Genomic DNA, 20,819 nt, shown 5'->3' on the forward strand with positions numbered 1-20,819 from the left:
GGCCGCAGGCTAACCATTCACAGCGCCTAGACTAGAGCCGCCCGCGAAACCGCCGCAAAACTTGCTGATCCGTGGTCGGGGCGAGAGGATTCGAACCTCCGGCCTACGGTACCCAAAACCGTCGCGCTACCAGGCTGCGCCACGCCCCGACGGGGTGGTTGTAGCGGGTGTCGGCGGGGCGGGAAAGCCCTATTGGCAGGGTCGTGCGGCGATTTCAGGGTCGAGGCGCGGGTGCGACAGCGCCAGACCGGGTTTCAGGCCGAGGCGGCGGGCTTCGCCGCCGGCGAGTTCCAGCACCATCAGCCTGGCCGGGTCTGCGTCGTCGGGGGTGGCGCCGGGGATGGGGGTGAGGTCGCCGGGAATGGCGTTTTCGTGGATATGACGGATCACACCGCTTGCGTCGATGAAGATCATGTCGAGCGGGATCAGCGTGTTCTTCATCCAGAACGACATCGGACCGGGTGCCTCGTAGATGAACAGCATCCCCGTCCTGGGCGCCAGCGATGGGCGCATCATCAGGCCCTGGGCGCGGGTCTCGGGGGTGTCGGCGATCTCGACCGTGATCGAGATGTCGATCTCCGGGAACAGCGCCAGAGACGCGTCGCAGGCGGGGCGGGTGCGGGTCTCGTGCTCGGCGACGGCGGGTACCGTGGCAGCGAGCGGCGTCAGCGCAGACAGCAGAAGGATTGGCAAAGCACGAAGCGGCGTCGAAGCCGACGACGGTCTCCGCATCCCTCCCCGAAACCGCGCAGAGACCCAGCGGCAGCGGGTGCGCGTGGCGCCTGCCTTTCTCACTGATCCTCGTCTTTCGGCGGCGTCTCTGCACTCGCGGCGCGGTCCCATGGGGCAATCTGGGCCGCCATCAGGCCCCGGCGGCCTTGCACGACGCGCAGCGCGATGGCCTCGCCGACCTCGAGCTCGGCAAGGCCGGAATGGCGCAGCACCTCGGTGTGCAGAAACACATCCTCGGACTGTCCGAAGAGATTTGCGAAACCGAATCCCTTACCGCGGTCGAACCACTTGACCCGTGCGGGCAAAAGCGGCAGCGCGGCCAGATCCTCGGGCGTGGTGTCGGCGAGATCGCTGATCGGGGCCGCGCCCTCGGTCACGGGCGGGTCGATCGACAGCACGCGCACCGCCTGCAATCCACGATCCGTCTTCTGGACAAGCGCCGAGATTCGCGAGCGGTCGGCTACCGAGCCCTGCCCGAAATTGCGAAGGACGTTGGCGTGCAGCAGGACGTCTGGCCCGAGGCCCTCGACCACCACAAAACCGAATCCCCGCACCGGATCGAACCATTTCACGGTTCCGGAGACCTCTGACACCTCGTCGTTATCCGTGACTGACACACCAGAACCCACTGCTTGATCCGGCGCAACATTGCACCCCGTCCACTTCAGGCGAGATACTACACAACTCTATTCGCCAGTCGCCATGAAAACACCAATGTTGACGTAGGGTAAAGCGGCTTTCTCCGCAGACAATTCAGACATATCTATCCATATTTAAGCATTATTCACGGCGAGAGCCGTTGAACCTGCCAGACTGCGCCGGGATCACCCGGTGCACGCGTCCAGCGAAAGCGGTCATGCAGGCGGAACGCGCCGTCGGCCCAGAACTCGATCTGCACCGGGTCGATGCGGAAACCGCCCCAGAACGGCGGCCGCGGCGGGTTCAGGCCCAGCCTCGCGCCCTGTTTCGCGACCTCGACCATCAACGCGTTGCGCGAGGCGAGCGGCCGGCTTTGCGCCGAAGCCCAGGCCCCAATCCGGCTTTGCAGCGCACGGCTTGCGTAATATTCCTGCGCTTTCGGACCTTCCTCGCGGGTCACGGTGCCGCGCACGCGGATCTGGCGGCGCAGCGACTTCCAGTGCATCACGAAGGCGGCCTTGGGCGTCGCCGCCAGTTGCTGCCCCTTGGCGCTGTCGTAATTGGTGTAGAAGACGAAGGCCCCCTGCCCGTCGCCGTGGCTTTCGATCTCTTTCAGCAACACCATCCGTACATCCGGAAGCCCGTCCGGATCGACGGTGGCAAGCGCTATGGCGTTGGGATCGTTCGGTTCTGTCGCCTCGGCTTCGGCCAGCCAGGTCTGTGCCAGCAGGAACGGATCGTCTCCTGCAAAGATGCCGTCGCGCGCGCTCATGCTTGATGCCTCCGGGGGTTTCGCCTAATCCTGCCCAAAAGCCAGGACGGAGACACGCATGTCAAGCAGCGAAGCACCAGGGTTGATGACCGGCAAACGCGGCCTGATCATGGGTCTTGCCAACGACAAATCCATCGCCTGGGGGATCGCGAAAGCGCTTGCCGATCAGGGCGCGGAACTTGCCCTGTCCTATCAGGGCGAGACGATGAAGAAACGCGCCGTGCCGCTGGCGGAGGAACTGGGCACGAAGATGCTGTTCGACTGCGATGTGGGGAACGAGGCCTCGGTCGCGGCGATGTTCGACGAGATCGCGCAGGGCTGGGGCAGCATGGACTTTCTGGTCCATGCCATCGGCTATTCCGACAAGACGCAGCTGCGCGGACGCTATGTCGACACCACGCATGACAACTTCATGAAGACGATGGACATCTCGGTCTATTCCTTCACGCTGGTCGCGCGTCACGCGGCGGCGCTGATGACCAAGGGCGGCAGCATGGTGACGCTGACCTATTACGGGGCCGAGCGCGTGATGCCGCATTACAACGTGATGGGGGTGGCCAAGGCCGCGCTCGAGGCGTCGGTGCGTTACATGGCCGAGGATCTGGGCAAGGACAATATCCGCGTCAACGCGATCAGCGCCGGGCCCATCAAGACGCTGGCGGCCTCGGGGATCGGGGATTTCCGCTATATCCTGAAATGGAACGAGTTGAACTCGCCCCTGCGGCGCAACGTGACCCAGGACGAGGTCGGCAAATCCGCGCTGTATCTGCTGTCGGATCTGGGCAGCGGCGTCACCGGCGAGACGCATCACGTCGACGCCGGCTATCATCTGGTCGGGATGAAGGCCGTGGACGCGCCCGATATTGACGCCACCAACGGGCGCAAGGACGACTGAACTGGACGGTTTGGCCCCCTATCTGGCGCTGATCGGGGCGATGACGCTGGCGATCCTGTCGCCCGGCCCGGCGATCATCTCGGCCATCCAGACCGCGTTTTCGCGCGGGCGCGAGGTCGCGATGCCCTATGGCATGGGGCTGGCCTTTGGTGCCTCGCTGTGGGGAGCTTTCGCGCTGGCCGGTCTGGCGGTGGTCTTCGCGCTGCACCCAGAGCTTTATCGCGGCGTCAAGCTGCTGGGCGGGCTGTATCTGCTGTGGATGGCGCAGGGGTTGTGGCGCGCGGCGACGCAGCCTTTGCCCGATGCCGCCGAAAAGCGCTTTGGCCGGGGCTTCTTCGGTGGCGTGCTGCTGAACCTGTCGAACCCGAAACCGGCGCTGTTCTACTCCGCGCTGCTCTTGTCGCTGTTTCCGGGGCCGCTGACACTGGGGCGGCAGGCGTCGATCTATGCGACGGCGCTGACGACCGAGCTGTTCTGGTATGCGGCGGTCGTCACGGCCATGTCGACGGTGGCCATGCGGCGGCGCTATTTCGACGCGAAATTCTGGATCGACCGGATCGCTTCGGTGGCACTGGGCCTGCTGGGTCTGGCGCTGATCTTCAACAACTGAGAGGCTTAGATGACCGACGCAGACCTTCTGCCGCATGAAAAGGGTTTCCATGTCAGCTGGGACCAGCTGCACCGCGACGCGCGCGCGCTGGCATGGCGGCTGGACGGGCGCGAATGGCGCGCCATAGTGGGCGTGACGCGGGGCGGCATGGTGCCCGCGATGATCGTCGCGCGCGAGCTGGACATCCGCACCATCGACACCATCTCGATCCGGTCCTATCGCGGGGTCGCTGCCGAGGCCGATCAGAGCGAGCTGCAATTGCTGAAGCGCCCCGATGCCGAGCTGATGGGCGATGGCGACGGGATCCTGGTCGTCGACGATCTGGTCGATTCCGGCCGCACGCTGGAACTGATCCGCGAGATGTATCCCAAGGCGCATTTCGCCACCGTCTATGCCAAGCCCAAGGGCAAGCCGATGGTCCAGACCTATGTGACCGAGGTCAGCCAGGACACCTGGATCTTCTTTCCCTGGGATATGGCGCTGCAATATGTCCGGCCCTATCGCGGCGAGGATTAAGGCGCGCCGCAATCGCTGGCGCCGTCAGGGCGGGCGCGGATTACGCGCTCGTTTCATCGGTTCGGGGAACTGATCGGGGGTTGGGGAATTGATTGCGCAACGGGGTCGCCGCGTCGGCTCCCGGATTTGAATGAGGAGATGTTCGATATGCGCAAGATTTTGCTGACCACCGCCCTCGTGCTGCCGATTTCGGGAATGGCCTTTGCCCAGTCCTCTGAAACTCCGCCGCCGACCTCGGCCGATACCACGACCACCCAGGCCCCGGCCACCACGCCTGATGCGACCACCACGACCGCCGGCGAAGCCGCGAACGAGGCCGCAGATGATGCAGCCGACGCCGCTGGCGACGCAGCCGACGCCACCGCCGATGCGGTCGAGGCGACCGGCGATGCCGCTGCCGACGCGGCCGACGAGGTGACCCCCGATGCAGATGTGGACGTGACGACCGACACCACGCCTGACGCAGCGGCGACCACCACCGACGTGACCACTACGACGGACGCGGCGACCGCCGACGCCACGACGGAAACCGGCATTGCCGGCATGGACACCGAGGTTGCGGCCGATGCCGACGCCACGGCCGACATGGACACCACCGCCGATCCGATGGTGCCCGCCGACCCGACCGCGCCGGCCGAGGTTCAGGACACCGCCGCGGACGCCACGGCGCTGGAAGCCGAGATGGCCAGCAGCGACAAAATCGTGCGTGAGCAGGCGCCGAACGAGCTGCGCGTCGACTGGATCAACGGCTCGAACGTGACCGGCACCGACAACGCGACCGTCGGGCAGGTGCGTGACTTGATTGTCGATACCGAGAACGGCCACCTGATCGCCGCGATCATCGGTGTGGGCGGCTTCCTTGGGATTGGTGAAAAGCAGATCGCCGTGCCGATCGACCGTCTGCGGATCAATTATGACGCTCAGCAGATCACGACCGAGCTGACCAAGGACGAGGCCAAGGCCGCGCCCGAATACCGCTTCCGCGACCGCGAGGCCGCGCCTGCGGCGGCACCTGCCGGCACCGACCCGGCGGCCATGCCCGCAGACACTGCGCCTGCCACGGATGCAGCCATGCCGGCTGACACCACCGCCACCGACATGCCCGCAGACACCGCCCCGGCGGCTGACATGACCCCTGCGGACACGGCGACGGACGCCACGGCGGCTGACACCACGGCCGCGGTCACCATGCCCGCTGACGGCACGGTTGACACCGCGGCCCCGGCCGACACCACTGATGCGGCGACCACCGACGCCGCCGCCACGGATGCAGCGGCTGACGCCGATGCCGACGCGACGGCTGATGTCGATGCGGATGTCGATGCAGACGCGGATGCCGATGCGGATGCCGATGCGGATGCAGAGACGACCGACGCTACCGATCCGAACGCGACTCCGGCCCCGGCGAACTGATCGGGCCAAGGCTGTGACAAAAGCAAAGGGCGGTCCTCGGACCGCCCTTTTTCCGTTGCTCGAATCCTGCGCTAACGCCCGACCCGTCAGCCGTTCCCGCGCGTGAACTGCGCCGCCCCCTCCGCCGCGCGCAGCAGGGCGCGGGATTTGTTGAGCGTCTCCTGATACTCGGCCTCGGGGTCGCTGTCATAGACGACGCCGCCGCCGGCCTGGATGTAAAGCTGCCGGTCCTTGATCACGCCGGTCCGCAGCGCGATGCACATGTCCATCTCGCCATTGGCGGCGAAATAGCCCACCGCCCCGCCATAGACGCCGCGCTTTTCGGGCTCCAGCTCGTCGATGATCTGCATCGCCCGCACCTTGGGCGCGCCCGAGACGGTGCCCGCCGGCAGGCCCGCCAGCAGCGCCGACAGCGCGTCCTCGCCCTCGCGCAGCTCACCCACCACGTTCGACACGATATGCATGACATGGCTATAGCGTTCGATGACGAATTGCTCGGTCGGCTGCACCGTCCCGATGCGCGAGACCCGCCCGACATCGTTGCGGCCCAGATCGAGCAGCATCAGGTGCTCGGCCAGCTCCTTCGGATCAGCCAGCAGATCAGCTTCCAGCGCGCGGTCCTCGGCCTCGGTCTGGCCGCGCGGGCGGGTGCCGGCGATGGGACGGATCGTCACCTGCCCGTCACGCAGCCGCACGAGGATTTCGGGGCTGGCGCCGACGATCTGGAACCCGCCCTCTTCCGGGGCGAGGTTCAGGAAGAACATGAAGGGCGAGGGGTTGGTGCGCCGCAGGCTGCGATACAGCGAAAACGGCGGCAGCGGAAAATCCAGCGCCCAACGCTGCGCCGGCACGACCTGAAAGATATCGCCCGCGCGGATATAGTCGCGCGCCGTCTCGACCGCCTGCCGATAGCCGTCTGGGGTGAAGTTCGAGCGCGGCTCGCCCACCGACAGCGCCTGCCCCATCTCGCGCGGTTCCTGCGGCATCCGGTCAAGGCTGCGCAGCGCGTCCGACAGCCGCTCGGCCGCCTGCGCATAGGCGGCGCGGGGGTTGGTGGCCTCGTCATGCCAGACCGGCGCGCAGAGCGTCACCTCGCCCTTGACCCCGTCCAGCACCGCCACGACCGAGGGCCGCAGCAGCATCGCGTCGGGCAGGTTGATCGGGTCGGGGTTCACATCCGGCAGATCCTCGACCAGCCGCACCATGTCATAGCCGAGATAGCCGAACAGCCCCGCCGCCGCCGCCGGCACGTCCTGCGGCATGTCGATGCGGCTTTCCGCGATCAGCGCGCGCAGGCTGTCGAGCGCAGGCCGGGGGTCGTCCTGATACGCCTCGCTATAGCGTGCGGCGCGGTTGATCCGCGCCTGACCGTCGCGACATTCCCAGATCAGGTCGGGCTTCATGCCGATGATCGAATAGCGCCCGCGCAGCTCGCCGCCGGTCACGCTTTCCAGCACGAAACTGTTCGGCGCGGCCTCGGCCAGCTTCAGCATCAGGCTGACCGGCGTGTCCAGATCGGCGGCGAGCCGCGCGGTCAACAGCTGGTTCTGCCCGGCCTGCCAGCCTTGGGCAAAAGCGGGATAGTCGGGACTGATCTGCATGGCCTACATCTGCGATTCGACCGAGGCGATGGCCGCCTGGTTCAGGGTGACGCCGTTCCGTTCCTGCGCCGCGCGCGCATAATAGTCATAGAAATCGGCCTGCAGCGACTGGCCCAGCCGGCTTTCGGCGCGCGCCACGATCTCGCCCGCTTCGCCCTGCGACAGATCGGCGGGGATGATCTTGTCCACACGAACAAGCGCCACCCGGCCGGCATCATCGACGATCTCGGTCTCGCCCTCGTCCAGCGTGAACGCCTCGGGGATCAGCCGGGGCGGGGCCGCTTCCAGCCAGCCATCGCGCAGCAGCCCGGCCTCGGTCTGCCAGACCAGTTGCGCGGGCTGCGCTTCGCTCTCCGGCGCTTCGCTTGCGGCATCGGTGCCATCGGTCGCAGGGGTCGCCTCGGCGCCCGGCATGGTGCTGGACACGGCGTCCAGCTTGCGCTCTTCGGCCAGCGCCAGAAGCTGACGATGCGCCTCGCTTTGCGCCCAGTCGGCGGCGACCTTTTCGCGCACCTCCTCGAAGGGGATCAGCGTCGGCGGCACGATCTCGTCGAGTCGCAGGGCGAAGATGCCGCCGTCTTCCAGCTCGAACAGCTCGGGGAAGTCACGCTCGCTGACGGCGGCCGCCTGCTCGCGAAAGCTGGGATAGCCACCGATCTCGCCCGGACCGGCCTCATCAGCGGCGGTCCATTCGATCTCGGCCAGCGTCATCTCGGTTTCTTCGGCGACCTGTTCCAGCGTCGCACCGCCGGCCAGCATGTCCTCGATCTGTGGGGCCTGATCGCTGATGATCCGGCGCGCGCGGGCGGCGGCGGCCTCGGCCCGCAACTCGGGCAAGGCGTCCTCATAGCTGACCTCGACTGGATCGAGGATCGCATTCACGGAAAACAGCGCCGGGCCCAGATCGGTGTCGACGGGGCCGACCACGCCATTATCCTCGGCGGCAAAGACCGGCCCGGCGGCGGCGCCAAGCTCGGCCTCGGTCATCTCGCCCAGGTCGGTGTCCTGCAGGGTCAGGCCGCGTTCGATGGCAAGTTGTTCGAAATTCGCCTCGCCCGCCTCGATACGGGCCTTGGCGGCCTGCGCGGCCTCGGCGCCTTCATAGACCAGACGCCCGACCATGCGGCGCGCGGGCTGGTGATATTCGTCGGCCTTCGCGTCATACAGCTCGCGCAGCGCTGTTTCGTCCAGTTCCACCTGCTCGGCCAGCATCTCGGGCGTCAGCCAGACATAGCTGATCCGCCGGGCTTCCGGCGCGGTGAAACGGTCGGCATTGGCCTTGTGCCAGGATTGCAGGATCTCGTCATCGGCCGGGCGCACCGGCGCGGGCAGATCGGCGGCGGTCAGTTCCAGCCACGAGATGTCGCGCTTTTCCAGCCGCCATTTCGCCGCGCGCTCGATCAGTGCCTGCGGCGGCGTGACACCTGACACCACCGCCTCGGCGAGGATCTCGCGGGCGATTTCGTTGCGGATATCACGCTCGAAGCGGTCCTCGGTCAGGCCCTGACGGCGCAGCACCTCGCCATAGGCGGCGCGGTCGAACCCGCCCGGCCCCTGAAACGCCCCGGCGGCGGTGATCGCCTCGGCCACGGCGCGGTCCCCGACCGAGAGGCCCGCCTGCCGCGCCTCTTCGGTCAGCGCGGCATTGCCGAAAAGCTGCGCCTGAACGGCCTGCGTCAGCCCCATGGCGCGCGCTTCCTCGATGGTGAAACGCTGGCCGGTCTGGCGGGTGATGTTGTCCATCTGGCCGCGCAAGGCGTTGTAATAGCTTTGGGTATCGACCTTGGTCTCGCCCACGCGGCCGATCTCGGTCTGGCCGCCGGTAAAGCTGGTCACGCCGAACCCGCCCAGCCCAAGCAGCAGCAAGCCCATCAGAATCCAGACGATCGTGGATTTGCCCTTGGTGCGCAGGTTCTTCATGCGTCATGTCCCTTGTTCTGGTCAGGCAGGGTTGTAGGGCGGGGGCCGCCCCGCTTCAAGGCCGGCCTTGGGTTATAGGCCGGGCTTCGGCGGAGTGCGCTCGACTCACGGATCTCGCGGCAAGGTCATCAGTCGATGCCGGGCAGCGTCGGCAGCCGCAGGTCGGGCGCCGTGGTGTTTTGTGGCGCGGCGTTGGGGGCCGAGGGTGGTGTCGTGGCTTCGGCGGCGTCCGAAGGGGAAGGCGTCGCAGGTGCAGTCGGGGCGTTGCTTTGCTGTTCGGGCTCCGCCTCCGGTGTCGGCAGAGGGATCACCGCGACCTCCGGCTCCGGCTCCGGATCCGGCTCCGGCTCCGGCTCCGGCTCCGGCGATGCCAAGCCTGCCTCGGGCGCACCGTCCATCGCAGATGCAGGCTCTTGCGGCGGCGCGGGAATGACGACGGCTTCCGGCCGCGACGGCCCGTCCTCGCCACCCATCCGCGTCAGCGAAGCCGTGCCGCTCGCATCTTGCGGGGTCGCGGGCTGCGCCGCTCGGCCGGGCAGCGTCACGCCAGCCTCGGGCACCGCCTCTGGCGCGGGGTCGAGCGCGGGCGCGGGTTCGGGCGCGGCCTGCGCCGATTCGATGCGGGGCGGGCTGGCGCCAAGCGAGGGCGCCGGCGCGGCCGCGACCGGCATTGCAGGCGCCTGGTCGATGCTGCGCAGGAATTCGGACCCGGCGGGCGGGGTCAGATCGGTTTCCGCCGGCAGCGGCGCTGTTTCTGCTGACGGCGCGATGGCCGCGACATCGGCAGGCTCTGGCGCAGCATCGGTCACAGCGGGCAATTCGGGCGGGGCATCTGGCATCTGCGGCGCGGGCGCCGGGGCGGTGTCCTCGACCGCAACCTGCTGCTCGACCGGCGCGGCAGACTCCTCGCGCGCAGCCGGAAAGGCCAGCGAAAGCGCCACCAACGCGGCTGCCCCGATCAGCCCGCCATGCAGGACTCCGCGCCCGAATCCGTCCGCCATTGCCATTCCCGTCCCGTTCCCGTCGCGCGACGGCTTGCCCCGCCCCGCCATTTCGCACATCTATAAGGCCAGATCCCGGCGGGTTCACCCCATTTCGCGACGATGACATGATCCTTCTTATCGACAATTACGACAGCTTTACCTGGAACCTCGTCCATTACCTGGGCGAAGAGGGGGCCGAGGTCGAGGTGCGGCGCAATGACAGCCTCTCGGTCGCCGAGGCGCTGGCGCTGAAACCGGACGGCATCGTCATCTCGCCCGGTCCCTGCGATCCGGCGCGGGCGGGGATCTGTGTCGAGCTGATCCGCGCGGTCGCGCAGGACGGGCGGGTGCCGCTGCTGGGCGTTTGCCTTGGCCATCAGGCGATCGCCGAGGCGTTCGGCGGACGGATCGTGCGCGCCGACCGCATCCTGCATGGCAAGGTCGACGACATCCACCATGACTCGGCTGGCGTTTTCGAGGCCCTGCCCTCGCCCCTGCGCGCCACGCGCTATCATTCGCTGACGGTGGCGCCGGACAGCCTGCCCGACTGCCTGCGCGTCACCGCACGCTCTGGCGACGGGACGATCATGGGGATCCTCCACCGCGACCTGCCGATCGAGGGGGTGCAGTTCCACCCCGAATCCATCGCCTCGGAACACGGCCACCAGATGATCCGCCGTTTTCTGGACCGCTGCCGCCAGCCCGAAACCGCATGAGCCGTCCCATGACACCCCGCACCAGCACCGATATCCGCCCGCTGATCGGGCTCGCCGCGGAACGTCCGCTGACCGAGACCGAGGCCGCTGGCGCCTTCGCCGCGCTGTTCGAGGGCAAGGCCACGCCGGCCCAGATCGGCGGGCTGCTGATGGCGATGCGGGTGCGCGGCGAGACCGTGGACGAGATGGCCGCCGCCACCGCCGCCATGCGCTCGCGCATGCACCGGATCAAAGCGCCGGCGGGGGCGGTCGATATCGTCGGTACCGGCGGCGACGGGCGCAAGACGCTGAACATCTCGACCGCCGCGGCACTGGTCGTCGCGGGGGCCGGCGTGCCGGTCGCCAAGCACGGCAACAAGGCGCTGTCCTCGCGGTCGGGCTCCGCCGATGCGCTGACCGAGCTGGGCATCAACATCATGGCGACGCCCGAGCAATCGGGGCAGGCGCTGGCGGCCGAGGGGCTGTGTTTCATGATGGCCACGGTCCACCACCCCGCCATGCGCCATGTCGGCGCGGCGCGGGCAGAGCTGGGGACGCGGACGATCTTCAACCTGCTGGGGCCGATGACGAATCCCGCGGGCGTCACACGGCAGTTGACCGGCACCTTCGACGCCGCCTGGTGCCGCCCTATGGCCGAGACGCTGCGGGCCCTCGGCTCCGAACATGTCTGGCTGGTCCATGGCAGCGACGGCACGGATGAGCTGGCCATTTCGGGCGACAGCTTTGTGGTCGAGATGAAGGACGGGGTGATCCGCGAATTCACCGTCACGCCCGAGGATGCGGGCCTGCCGCGTCATGATTTCAGCGAGATCGTCGGCGGAGACGCCGCCCATAACGCCGCCGCCGCGCGGGCGGTTCTGGACGGGGCACGGAACGCCTATCGCGACGCGGTGATCCTGAACGCGGCCGCCACGCTGCTGGTCGCGGGCCGGGCCGGCGATCTGCGCGAGGGGGCGGCGCTTGCCGGAGACAGCCTCGACAGCGGCGCCGCGCGCGCCCGGCTAGACGGGCTGATCCGCGCCGTGCCGCCGGCCGAACAGCCGTGACCCCGCCCGAAGCCTGGGCGCATCTGGCCTTTTTCCGCGACGACTGGCCGGGAATTGCTGGACGACTGTACGGCCAAGCCTTCCTGCCCGGACCGCAGGCCATCTTTCGTGCCTTGACACTGACCGCGCCGGACGATGTGCGAGTCGTGATCCTCGGCCAAGACCCCTATCCGACACCCGGCCACGCCGATGGTCTGGCGTTTTCGGTCGCCCCCGGCGTCGCGCCGCCGCGATCCCTTGCCAATATTTTCAAAGAGATGCAGGACGATCTTGGCGCCCATCCTTCGACCGGCGATCTGTCGCATTGGGCGCGACAAGGCGTGCTGCTGCTGAACACGGCGCTGTCGGTGCCGCAGGGTCAGGCCGGCGGCCATGCCGGCTGGGGCTGGGACCGCCTCGCCCGCGATGCGGTGGCCGAGGCGCAGCGCCACCGGCCGCTGGCCTTCATCATCTGGGGCAACCATGCCCGCAAGGCGCTGAACGGCCTGCCCCGCCCGCAGGATCTGGCGCTGGCCAGCGCCCACCCCTCGCCACTCTCGGCGCGGCGGGGGTTCTTTGGCTCGCGTCCCTTCTCGCAGGTGAATCAATGGCTGGATGCGCAGGGCTCGGCACCGATCGACTGGGCGGGGCTTCAAACCTCTGACCCCAAGGGATAAGGTCGTGGCATGGATATTCTGGACAAGATCAAGCACTACAAGCTCGATGAAATCGCCGAGGCGCGGGCCGCACGCCCCCTCGCCCTGATCGAGGCCGAGGCCCGCGCCGCGCCGCCCGTCCGGGGCTTCGCCGCCGCGCTAGATGCGCGCGCCGCGGACGGCTATGCGCTGATCGCCGAAATCAAGAAGGCCAGCCCCTCGAAAGGCGTCATCCGCGAGGATTTCGACCCGCCCGCCTTCGCCCGCGCCTATCGCGACGGCGGCGCCGCCTGCCTGTCGGTGCTGACCGACCGCCCCAGCTTTCAGGGCGCGCCAGAGTTTCTCTCCGCGGCGCGCGAGGCCAGCGGCCTGCCGGTTCTGCGCAAGGATTTCATGTTCGACCCCTATCAGGTGGCCGAGGCCCGGTCCTGGGGCGCGGATGCGATCCTGATCATCATGGCCGCGGTCGAGGACGCTTTGGCCGCCGAACTTGAAGACGCCGCGAGACACTGGGGCATGGATGTTCTGATCGAGGTCCATGACCGCGCCGAACTGGACCGCGCCTTGCGGCTGACCTCGCCGCTGATCGGGGTAAACAACCGCAATCTCAAGAGCTTCGAGCTTGATCTTGCCGTGACCGAGACGCTGGCCCCGCATATCCCCGCCGACCGTCATCTGGTCTGCGAAAGCGGCCTGTTCACCACCGCTGATCTCGACCGCATGGCCGCGGTCGGCGCCCGCCGTTTCCTTGTCGGGGAAAGCCTGATGCGCCAGCCCGACCTGACCCTCGCCACCCGTCAACTGCTTGGTGCCGCATGAGCCTGACTCATTTCGATCAACAAGGTCAGGCCCATATGGTCGATATCTCGACCAAGCCGACGACCGCCCGCGAGGCCGTGGCCGAGGGGCTGGTGCTGATGCAGCCCGAGACGCTGGCCCTCGCCCAAGGCGGCGCGGCCAAGGGCGATGTGATGGGCGTCGCGCGCCTGGCGGGGATCATGGGCGCCAAGCGCACCGCCGATCTGATCCCGCTCTGCCACCCGCTGCCGATCTCGAAGGTCGCCATCGAGCTCGAAGCCGATCCCGACCTGCCCGGCATCCGCGTCACCGCCACCCTGCGCACCACGGGCCAGACCGGCATCGAGATGGAGGCCCTGACCGCCGTCTCGGTCGCCTGCCTGACCGTCTATGACATGCTAAAAGCCGCCGAGAAGGGAATGCGGATCGAGGGCATCCGCCTGCTGCGCAAGACCGGCGGCAAATCCGGAACTTACGAGGCATAGATGATCACTGTTGACGAAGCGCTGCAGCGCGTCCTCGCCCTCGCCGGGCCGGTCCGGACCGAGGAGATCGACCTCTCCGACGCCCTCGGCCGTGTGCTCGCCGAACCCGTCCACGCGCGGCTGACGCAGCCCCCCTTCAACGCCGCCGCCATGGACGGCTATGCCATCCGCCGCACCGAGTGCGAACAGACGCTGCGCGTCATCGGCGAGGCCGCCGCCGGCCGCCCCTGGACCGGAGACGCAGCCCCCGGAACTGCGATCCGCATCTTCACCGGCGCGCCCGTCCCCGACGCTTATGACCGTGTCGCGATGCAAGAGGATGTAGCGCGGGATGGCGATACTATCCGCCTGACGCAGCAGTCCGAGAATGACAACATTCGCGCCAAAGGCCATGATTTCGTTGAAGGTTCATCCTTCGACCCCGCACGCCCGCTGACCCCGCGCGACCTCGCGCTGATCGCCGCGATGAACGTCGCCCGCCTGACCGTCGCCCGCAGGCCCCGCGTCGCGGTGCTGCCCGGCGGGGACGAGCTGGTGCCGCCCGGCACGACGCCCGGGCCGGGCCAGATCGTCAGTTCGAACGACCTCGCCATTGCCTCCATCGCTCGCCTTGCAGGCGCCGAAGTGGATGTGCTGCCCATTGCCGCCGACACGGAAGAGAGCCTGCGCGACAGTTTCGCCCGCGCGAGCCGGGCTGATCTGATCGTGACCATCGGCGGCGCCTCGGTCGGCGATCACGACCTGATCGGGCGCGTGACCGAAGGGATGGGGATGGAGCGCGCCTTCTACAAGATCGCGATGCGGCCGGGAAAGCCGCTGATCGCCGGCAAGATGGCCGACGCCGCGATGCTTGGCCTGCCGGGAAACCCTGTCTCGGCTATCGTTTGTGCGGAATTGTTCATGCGCCCGTTGCTTGCCGCTATGCAGGGTCTACCGCAGGTGGAGCGGGTTCGTGACGGTGTTCTGGGTGCGGATCTGCCGCCCGAAGGGTCACGTCAGCACTATCTGCGCGCCAGCATCAGGCATGAGGACGGGCAGGCGGTGGTCACGCCGCTGACCAGTCAGGATTCGGCGCTGCTGGCGATGCTGAGCAGCGCCGACGGGCTTCTGGTGCGCCCGGCAGGTGATCCGGCGCGGAAAGCAGGCGAGAAAATCCGCTATATCGCCTTCGATTAACCGGTTCTTAAATCTGTTGCGGGCAAGCTGTTGACGATACGAGGCAATCGTGCCAGAACATTTGCTGAACGTCGCAGAAACGGGGCCGGAACGTGCTGACCAGAAAACAGATCGAGCTACTTGAATTCATCCAGAAGCGGATGGCGCGTGACGGGATCTCGCCCTCCTTTGACGAGATGAAGGTTGCGTTGGATTTGCGCTCCAAATCCGGGATTCACCGGCTGGTGACCGCGCTGGAGGAACGCGGCTTCATCCGCCGCCTGCCGCATCGGGCCCGGGCGCTGGAAATCGTGCGCCTGCCCGAGACGCTGATGCAGGCCGGACGGGATGCCGAGGACTCGCAGTTCACCCCGCAACTGATCGAGGGCAGCCGGTCCGACCCTCAGCCGCCGCCGCGTGGCGCGATGCCGGTCCGTGTCGATGCCGTCGAGCTGCCGGTGATGGGCCGCATCGCGGCGGGCGTGCCGATCGAGGCGATCTCCGAAGTCTCGCATCATATCGCCGTCCCCGGCAGTATGCTGACCAGCCGCGAGAATCACTACGCGCTCGAGGTGAAGGGCGACTCGATGATCAACGCCGGGATCAATGACGGCGACGTCGTCGTGATCCGTGAACAGGACTCGGCCCAGACCGGGGATATCGTCGTCGCCCTGGTCGAGGGACATGAGGCGACGCTGAAATATTACCGCCGCAAGGGTGCCATGATCGCCCTCGAGGCCGCGAACCCGGCATATGAGACGCGCATCCTGCCCGAAGACAAGGTGAAGGTGCAGGGTCGTCTGGTGGGGCTGATTCGGAGCTATTGAGGATCGCTGTTGAGCGGGCGAAAGGTAGAGGGGCGCAGTTGAGGCGGTTTCGGTGAGGGGTAGCGCTGCAATCGGTAAGCCCGGCGCCTGACCTGCGGGATCGGTCATCGTTGAACTGCGTCAACTTTCCCGGCCGCTCACCGTCTGGAGGTTGTGTGGGCATCGTGGGAGGGGCGCGGCAGTTCGAGTCTGGACGACGGCTCGAACGCTGCGGCCTGCGAGGTAGTCCAACGATGCTCATGTCGTTGAGGATCACTGCGCCTTCGGTTCACGCTGAGAGCGAAGGTTTGGAACTGCCGATCATGCCGTCGCGTCCTAGGCGGCAAATGCAGCAAGGTGGATCGACCTGATGCTGGCCGACCCACTGTCACGCTCATTGCCTGTCCGAGCGAACAACACGTGGCGAGAGTTTACGCCCCGCCCCGTTACGTCGTTGGCTCGGCCTGCGCATTTTCCTCCGACGCCCGGACCTCCGCTTCTGTCGCCGGCAGGCGGAGGCGGACGCGTTTTATGCGGCGGGGGTCGGCGTCGACGATCTCGAACTCGGCGCCGCTGTCATGGGGAATCACCTCGCCGCGGACCGGGATCCGGCCGACCAGCATGAAGATCAGCCCGCCCAGCGTGTCGATCTCTTCATCCTCTTCGCCGGTCGCCAGCCGCAGGCCGGTCTCGCGTTCCAGATCATCAAGCGGCGCCTTGGCCTGGATCAGCCATTCGCGCGGGCTCTCGGCCAGCCACAGCTCGCCCTCGGCCTCGTCATGCTCGTCCTCGATCTCGCCGATGACCTGCTCTATCAGGTCCTCGATCGTCACCAACCCGTCGACGCCGCCATATTCGTCGATCACCAGCGCCATGTGGATCCGTTCGCGCTGCATCTGCTGCAGCAGCACGCCGATGGGCATGGACGGCGGCACATAGAGCAAGGGCCGCAGCATCGGGCGCAGGCTGAACTTGCCGCCGGGCCGGGCGCCGAAGCCGTGTTTCAGCGCCACATCCTTGAGCAGGATCAGCCCCAGCGGACTGTCGAGCGTCCCACGAAAGACCGGTATCCGCGACAGCCCGTGTTCGCGGAACATCTCGATCAGCTCTTCGAGGCTGGCGGTCACCGGGGCGGCCACGATCTCGACCTTGGGGATCGCCACGTCATCGACGCGCATCCGACGCAGGTTCACCAGACCGGGCGCGAGCGGTTCCGGCAGCCCCGCCTGACCATTCCCGTCGCCACTCTCGTCATTGCCCGAGAAGGCGCCGAACAGCCGGCCCAGAAACCCCCGGGAGGCCGGCAGGTCGCGGCCATCGCTTCCGGTGCCGTCGGCCCAACTGGCGGGATCGGTGCCGACATCGCTCGGCGCGGCGGGACTTCGCGGAGGTTCGCTGTTCATGTTTCCTTCTCCAGATAGGGGTCGTCGATGCCGAGCGTGCCGAGGATCGCCACCTCGGCGGCCTCCATGGTGGCGGCATCGGGGTCAGTCTGATGATCATAGCCGGCCAGATGCAGCACGGCATGGACCAGCAAATGAGTGGCGTGCACGGCCAAGGGCTTGCCTTGCGCGGCGGCCTCGTCCCGGCAGCGCTCGAAGGCAATGGCGATGTCGCCGAGGCTGTCGGTTTCTGGGAGCGGCGGATGCGCGCCGGGGGCGTGGGCGACATGCTCGACCGCCGGCCAGGACAGTACATTGGTCGGCTGCGGCTTGCCGCGAAAATCGGCGTTCAGCGTGGCGATGCGGGCATCATCGCAGCCCATCACCACGATGTCGGCGTCTATCCCCAGCCAGTCTAGCGTCGCGCGGCCTGCGCGTTCGGCCAGACCTTCCAGCCCCGCCTCGGCCCATCGCTCATCCTCGAGGACGGTCTCGATCTCAGCCATCGGCGCGTCCCGTGCGCCCATCCTGCGAACTGCCAGGCGCGCGGCGGGGCGGATAGCTGCCGCGTGGCAATTCGCCGCTGGCCAGCGCCTCGGCATCGGCGGCGTCATAGGCCTCGATCACCTTCGCGACGAGAGAGTGGCGCACCACGTCCTTGGAGGTGAAATAGTTGAAGCTGATGCCCTTGATCCCCGACAGGATGCGTTCGGCATCGACCAGCCCGGACTGGGTGCCGCGCGGCAGGTCGATCTGGCTGCGGTCGCCGGTGATGACCATGCGCGAGCCCTCGCCCAGGCGGGTCAGGAACATCTTCATCTGCATGGTCGAGGCGTTCTGCGCCTCGTCCAGCACCACGAAGGCGTTCGACAGGGTGCGACCGCGCATGAAGGCCAGAGGCGCGATCTCGATCCGCTTTTCCTCCATCAGCTTGGCCAGTTGCTTGCCGGGCAAAAAGTCGTTCAGCGCGTCGTAAAGCGGCTGCATGTAGGGATCGACCTTTTCCTTCATGTCGCCGGGCAGGAACCCCAGCCGCTCGCCAGCCTCGACGGCCGGGCGCGACAGGATGATGCGGTCGACATGGCCGCCGATCAGCAGCGTGACCCCGACCGCGACGGCCAGATAGGTCTTGCCGGTGCCGGCGGGGCCGATGCCGAAGGCCATCTCATTGGCGAAGAGGTTGCGGACATAGGCCTTTTGCGCGTCGGTGCGCGGCTCGACGGTCTTCTTGCGGGTGCGCAACTCGATCGGCCCGGTCGCGAACATCTCGAGCTGTTCGGCGGGGCTGGCCGGGCGCAGTTCCGGCTCGGGGCCCATGCGCAGCGCGGCGTCGATCTCGGCGGTGCCGACGGGCTTGCCCTGTTCCAGCCGCGCATACATCGAGGCCAGGGTCGAGGCAGCCTCGGCCTGCGCGACCTCGGGGCCGACCACGGCCAGCAGATTGCCGCGACGCAGGATGTGCACGCCAAGCGCCGTCTCGATCTGCGACAGGTTGCGGTCGGCAGGACCGCAAAGCTCGATCAGCAGCCGATTGTCGGGAAACTCGATCAGGGTTTCGCCCTGCGTGGCGGCGGGCGCGTCGGAATCGGGTGCAGCGGGGGTCAGGCCCAATAGGATCTCCGGTTTGTCTGTCGTCTCATGGTGGGGTTTGATCGGCGGTTGCACAAGGGCTTGCGGGACAATCGCCGCAAATCGGCGCCCTGCAGGCAAAAGACGGGGCGCGATCCGCGCCCGCCTGTGCCGGGTTCGGGTCTAGATATAGTGACGCCGATAGCGCTGTCCAAGAGCGGTCAGAACCTCGTAGCCGATGGTCCCGATGACGTCGGCCACCGCGTCGATCCCCTGCGCCGGGCAGATCAGGTCGAGCGCCTCGGGCACCGTTTGCAGCGCCGAGACATCCGCCGTGATCAGGTCCATCGAGACGCGACCGACGACCGGGCAAGCCTGCCCGTCCGCCAACAGGTCGATGCGCGGGCGGTCGCCGTCCGAGGACAGGCGGCGGTGGATGCCGTCGGCATAGCCCGCCGCCACCGTCGACACGCGCATCCGGCGCGGCGCGGTGTAGGTGTTGGAATAGCCGATGGTCTCGCCCGCCTCGACCTCGCGGGTCTGGATCACCGGCAGGGACAGGCGCACGACCGGTTGCGCTGCGTCAAAGGGTCGCCCGCCATACAGCCCGATGCCGGGGCGGGTCAGGTCAAAGTGATAATCCGGCCCCAGCAGGATGCCGCCGGTGGCGGCAAGGCTGCGCGGCGCGGTGACGCCCTGCGTCATCTGCTGAAAAACCGCCAGTTGCTGGGCGTTCATCGGGTGGTCCGGCTCGTCCGCGCAGGCCAGATGCGACATGACCAGCACCGGGCCCTGCGCCAGGATCTCGTCCTTCAAAGCGGCCCATTCGGCAGGCTCGAATCCAAGCCGGTTCATGCCGCTGTCGAGTTGGATGCCGAAGGGGCGGCCCGGCCGCATGGCGCGGTCGCGGAAATATTGCTCGGGGTTGTTCAGCACCGGGATCGCGCTGCCCAGATCGGCGCCGGCCATGTGACCCGACAGGACAAAGATCTGCGCCTCTGGGCCTGCACCGGCGCGCACCGCTGCCACCTCGCGGTCGAGCGCCACGAAGAAATCGCGCGCGCCCTCGGCGGCAAGGCGTCGTGCGACCTGCTCGGCGCCCAGGCCATAGGCGTCGGCCTTGACCACCGCCGAGGCGCGGGCGCCCGGCGATTTCGCGGCAAGCGCGCGATAGTTGGCGGCAATGGCCGAAAGGTCGATCTGAAGCGTCATGCCGATGCTTTCCTTCATCCCTCGCGACAGGTCAAGCGAGATAGGCGGCGGGCATGGGCATAGCTGCAACATGAGCCGCGAAAAAACCCCTGTGCCGCAGCGTCGGGCGGTGAAACTGGCCGCGCAATCGGCCACAATCGGCTTATGCCCGTTCCGCTTCCCCTGCCCCGCATCCTGCGCGCTGCCTGTCAGATCGCCCTTCTGACGCTCGCCTGCCCCGTGCTGGCCGAGGATGTGACGCAACCGCTGCTGCCGGTGCCCTCGGGTCAGCCGGTCTATTGGCTGGAAACGATCCACGGACTGCCCGGCCTCAGCGGGCTGGCCTATCGCTTTCGCTTCGTCGCGCCGGATCTGGCCGATCTGGTGCCGATGGCGGGCGAATATCCGCAGGACGATCTGGGCAGCTTCGACGAGCCGCTGACGGATGACGACATGGCCGCGCTGTCGGACATGGCGGGTGCGCAGCCGGGCGCGGCCATCGACGGCGACGATATCTTCATCTCGCTCGAGGAACTCGACCTGCCGCCCGTCACCTCGGAGCCGGGGGCAGAGGCGGCGGCGGACCAGTATCTTGCGCTTGAAGCGGTGATCGCGGATCAAGAGGCGTGGCAGGGCGAGATCCTGCCGCCGATGCCCGAAAGCCTGCTGCGCGACCCGATGCATGACGACATCGTCTGGCTGTGCGAGAACTTCGTCCTGCCGCGCCTGTCCAAGCTGGGGCCACGCCCGCGCGAGATCATCATCTCGCTGTCCGACCGCCCCACCGTCGCGGGCGAGATGACGCTGAACGCGGTGCAACTGTTCGAGGCGTTTACCCTGCCCCCGGACCGCGACGAATGTGTGTGGGAGCCCTACTGACGCCCTGCCCGACCCCCGCGATGATGCAAGCCTGCCACAGATCGGCGGCTGCCCGCCGGCGCCCATCGCCGCCCCG

22 protein-coding genes and 1 tRNA gene are annotated in these 20,819 nt (G+C 67.6%); 12 read left to right on the top strand and 11 right to left on the bottom strand.

The features are described 5' to 3' along the window. Positions 1 to 72: 72 nt before the first annotated feature. From CYR75_RS07075 to pdxH, 4 genes are all read right to left on the bottom strand, one after another. A tRNA-Pro gene (locus CYR75_RS07075) sits at positions 73 to 149 on the bottom strand. A gap of 40 nt (positions 150 to 189) precedes the next feature. Then, a complete protein-coding gene (locus CYR75_RS07080) occupies positions 190 to 693 on the bottom strand; it encodes a DUF192 domain-containing protein (RefSeq protein WP_225972888.1) in 504 nt (167 codons plus the stop codon). Positions 694 to 791: 98 nt separating this feature from the next. Then, entirely contained in the window at positions 792 to 1,349 is a 558-nt protein-coding gene (locus CYR75_RS07085) for a cold-shock protein (protein ID WP_101499414.1), read from the bottom strand. 167 nt (positions 1,350 to 1,516) lie between these two features. Further along, positions 1,517 to 2,143: a pyridoxamine 5'-phosphate oxidase gene (pdxH, locus tag CYR75_RS07090; RefSeq protein ID WP_101499415.1), complete on the bottom strand. Its 627-nt coding sequence runs from the start codon at positions 2,141 to 2,143 to the stop codon at positions 1,517 to 1,519. 58 nt (positions 2,144 to 2,201) lie between these two features. Between pdxH and fabI the strand changes: the two genes are divergently transcribed. From fabI to CYR75_RS07110, 4 genes are all read left to right on the top strand, one after another. Then, complete coding sequence (gene fabI, locus CYR75_RS07095) at positions 2,202 to 3,038, top strand: enoyl-ACP reductase FabI (protein ID WP_101499416.1); 837 nt, start codon at positions 2,202 to 2,204, stop codon at positions 3,036 to 3,038. 10 nt (positions 3,039 to 3,048) lie between these two features. Then, positions 3,049 to 3,648, top strand: a complete 600-nt coding sequence (locus CYR75_RS07100; protein ID WP_225972889.1) for a LysE family translocator — start codon at positions 3,049 to 3,051, stop codon at positions 3,646 to 3,648. Positions 3,649 to 3,657: 9 nt separating this feature from the next. Beyond that, on the top strand, positions 3,658 to 4,164 hold the full coding sequence (gene gpt, locus CYR75_RS07105) for a xanthine phosphoribosyltransferase (RefSeq protein WP_101499417.1): 507 nt from the start codon (positions 3,658 to 3,660) through the stop codon (positions 4,162 to 4,164). Between the two features lie 147 nt (positions 4,165 to 4,311). After that, positions 4,312 to 5,577: a PRC-barrel domain-containing protein gene (locus CYR75_RS07110; protein ID WP_158644610.1), complete on the top strand. Its 1,266-nt coding sequence runs from the start codon at positions 4,312 to 4,314 to the stop codon at positions 5,575 to 5,577. 86 nt (positions 5,578 to 5,663) lie between these two features. Here the strand turns inward: CYR75_RS07110 and trpE are convergent, their stop codons facing one another. From trpE to CYR75_RS16625, 3 genes are all read right to left on the bottom strand, one after another. Continuing rightward, positions 5,664 to 7,178, bottom strand: a complete 1,515-nt coding sequence (trpE, locus tag CYR75_RS07115; protein ID WP_101499419.1) for an anthranilate synthase component I — start codon at positions 7,176 to 7,178, stop codon at positions 5,664 to 5,666. Between the two features lie 3 nt (positions 7,179 to 7,181). After that, positions 7,182 to 9,098, bottom strand: a complete 1,917-nt coding sequence (locus CYR75_RS07120; RefSeq protein WP_225972890.1) for a peptidylprolyl isomerase — start codon at positions 9,096 to 9,098, stop codon at positions 7,182 to 7,184. A 128-nt stretch (positions 9,099 to 9,226) separates the two neighbouring features. Then, positions 9,227 to 10,099: a hypothetical protein gene (locus CYR75_RS16625; RefSeq protein WP_158644611.1), complete on the bottom strand. Its 873-nt coding sequence runs from the start codon at positions 10,097 to 10,099 to the stop codon at positions 9,227 to 9,229. A 107-nt stretch (positions 10,100 to 10,206) separates the two neighbouring features. On the opposite strand from CYR75_RS16625, the gene CYR75_RS07130 reads away from it, so the two are divergent. The 7 genes from CYR75_RS07130 to lexA all read left to right on the top strand — a co-directional run bounded on the left by CYR75_RS07130 (position 10,207) and on the right by lexA (position 15,743). Then, on the top strand, positions 10,207 to 10,797 hold the full coding sequence (locus tag CYR75_RS07130; protein WP_101499420.1) for an anthranilate synthase component II: 591 nt from the start codon (positions 10,207 to 10,209) through the stop codon (positions 10,795 to 10,797). A gap of 8 nt (positions 10,798 to 10,805) precedes the next feature. Beyond that, entirely contained in the window at positions 10,806 to 11,843 is a 1,038-nt protein-coding gene (gene trpD, locus CYR75_RS07135) for an anthranilate phosphoribosyltransferase (RefSeq protein ID WP_101499421.1), read from the top strand. Further along, positions 11,840 to 12,499: a uracil-DNA glycosylase gene (locus tag CYR75_RS07140; RefSeq protein WP_101499422.1), complete on the top strand. Its 660-nt coding sequence runs from the start codon at positions 11,840 to 11,842 to the stop codon at positions 12,497 to 12,499. Before trpD ends, CYR75_RS07140 begins: the two co-directional genes overlap by 4 nt. A gap of 9 nt (positions 12,500 to 12,508) precedes the next feature. After that, a complete protein-coding gene (gene trpC / locus CYR75_RS07145; protein WP_101499423.1) occupies positions 12,509 to 13,297 on the top strand; it encodes an indole-3-glycerol phosphate synthase TrpC in 789 nt (262 codons plus the stop codon). Continuing rightward, on the top strand, positions 13,294 to 13,761 hold the full coding sequence (gene moaC, locus CYR75_RS07150) for a cyclic pyranopterin monophosphate synthase MoaC (RefSeq protein ID WP_101499424.1): 468 nt from the start codon (positions 13,294 to 13,296) through the stop codon (positions 13,759 to 13,761). Before trpC ends, moaC begins: the two co-directional genes overlap by 4 nt. After that, complete coding sequence (locus CYR75_RS07155) at positions 13,762 to 14,937, top strand: molybdopterin molybdotransferase MoeA (RefSeq protein ID WP_101499425.1); 1,176 nt, start codon at positions 13,762 to 13,764, stop codon at positions 14,935 to 14,937. It begins immediately after the preceding gene. A gap of 92 nt (positions 14,938 to 15,029) precedes the next feature. After that, a complete protein-coding gene (gene lexA, locus CYR75_RS07160; protein WP_101499426.1) occupies positions 15,030 to 15,743 on the top strand; it encodes a transcriptional repressor LexA in 714 nt (237 codons plus the stop codon). Between the two features lie 425 nt (positions 15,744 to 16,168). Here the strand turns inward: lexA and CYR75_RS07165 are convergent, their stop codons facing one another. The 4 genes from CYR75_RS07165 to alr all read right to left on the bottom strand — a co-directional run bounded on the left by CYR75_RS07165 (position 16,169) and on the right by alr (position 19,885). Continuing rightward, complete coding sequence (locus CYR75_RS07165; protein WP_101499427.1) at positions 16,169 to 17,125, bottom strand: hemolysin family protein; 957 nt, start codon at positions 17,123 to 17,125, stop codon at positions 16,169 to 16,171. After that, positions 17,122 to 17,610: an rRNA maturation RNase YbeY gene (gene ybeY, locus CYR75_RS07170; RefSeq protein ID WP_101499428.1), complete on the bottom strand. Its 489-nt coding sequence runs from the start codon at positions 17,608 to 17,610 to the stop codon at positions 17,122 to 17,124. Before ybeY ends, CYR75_RS07165 begins: the two co-directional genes overlap by 4 nt. After that, the gene (locus CYR75_RS07175; RefSeq protein ID WP_404825365.1) at positions 17,603 to 18,715 is read right to left on the bottom strand and encodes a PhoH family protein; all 1,113 of its coding nucleotides are present in this window, start codon (positions 18,713 to 18,715) and stop codon (positions 17,603 to 17,605) included. The genes ybeY and CYR75_RS07175 overlap by 8 nt, the downstream gene beginning before the upstream one ends. A gap of 141 nt (positions 18,716 to 18,856) precedes the next feature. Beyond that, on the bottom strand, positions 18,857 to 19,885 hold the full coding sequence (alr, locus tag CYR75_RS07180) for an alanine racemase (RefSeq protein WP_101500925.1): 1,029 nt from the start codon (positions 19,883 to 19,885) through the stop codon (positions 18,857 to 18,859). Between the two features lie 144 nt (positions 19,886 to 20,029). Here alr and CYR75_RS07185 point away from each other — a divergent pair, with 144 nt between their 5' ends. After that, a complete protein-coding gene (locus CYR75_RS07185) occupies positions 20,030 to 20,743 on the top strand; it encodes a DUF6497 family protein (protein ID WP_101499429.1) in 714 nt (237 codons plus the stop codon). The last annotated feature ends 76 nt before the right edge of the window (positions 20,744 to 20,819 follow it).

This window comes from Paracoccus jeotgali, from assembly GCF_002865605.1.
Classification (GTDB): Bacteria; Pseudomonadota; Alphaproteobacteria; order Rhodobacterales; family Rhodobacteraceae; genus Paracoccus; species Paracoccus jeotgali.

Coding starts and splice junctions, on each gene's coding strand:
- alr (WP_101500925.1), bottom strand. CDS start 19,885: ATGACGCTTCAGATCGACCTTTCGGCCATTGCCGCCAACTATCGCGCG.
- moaC (WP_101499424.1), top strand. CDS start 13,294: ATGAGCCTGACTCATTTCGATCAACAAGGTCAGGCCCATATGGTCGAT.
- CYR75_RS07165 (WP_101499427.1), bottom strand. CDS start 17,125: ATGAACAGCGAACCTCCGCGAAGTCCCGCCGCGCCGAGCGATGTCGGC.
- pdxH (WP_101499415.1), bottom strand. CDS start 2,143: ATGAGCGCGCGCGACGGCATCTTTGCAGGAGACGATCCGTTCCTGCTG.
- CYR75_RS07130 (WP_101499420.1), top strand. CDS start 10,207: ATGATCCTTCTTATCGACAATTACGACAGCTTTACCTGGAACCTCGTC.
- CYR75_RS07120 (WP_225972890.1), bottom strand. CDS start 9,098: ATGAAGAACCTGCGCACCAAGGGCAAATCCACGATCGTCTGGATTCTG.
- trpD (WP_101499421.1), top strand. CDS start 10,806: ATGACACCCCGCACCAGCACCGATATCCGCCCGCTGATCGGGCTCGCC.
- trpC (WP_101499423.1), top strand. CDS start 12,509: ATGGATATTCTGGACAAGATCAAGCACTACAAGCTCGATGAAATCGCC.
- CYR75_RS07155 (WP_101499425.1), top strand. CDS start 13,762: ATGATCACTGTTGACGAAGCGCTGCAGCGCGTCCTCGCCCTCGCCGGG.
- CYR75_RS07110 (WP_158644610.1), top strand. CDS start 4,312: ATGCGCAAGATTTTGCTGACCACCGCCCTCGTGCTGCCGATTTCGGGA.
- CYR75_RS16625 (WP_158644611.1), bottom strand. CDS start 10,099: ATGGCGGACGGATTCGGGCGCGGAGTCCTGCATGGCGGGCTGATCGGG.
- CYR75_RS07185 (WP_101499429.1), top strand. CDS start 20,030: ATGCCCGTTCCGCTTCCCCTGCCCCGCATCCTGCGCGCTGCCTGTCAG.
- ybeY (WP_101499428.1), bottom strand. CDS start 17,610: ATGGCTGAGATCGAGACCGTCCTCGAGGATGAGCGATGGGCCGAGGCG.
- gpt (WP_101499417.1), top strand. CDS start 3,658: ATGACCGACGCAGACCTTCTGCCGCATGAAAAGGGTTTCCATGTCAGC.
- trpE (WP_101499419.1), bottom strand. CDS start 7,178: ATGCAGATCAGTCCCGACTATCCCGCTTTTGCCCAAGGCTGGCAGGCC.
- fabI (WP_101499416.1), top strand. CDS start 2,202: ATGTCAAGCAGCGAAGCACCAGGGTTGATGACCGGCAAACGCGGCCTG.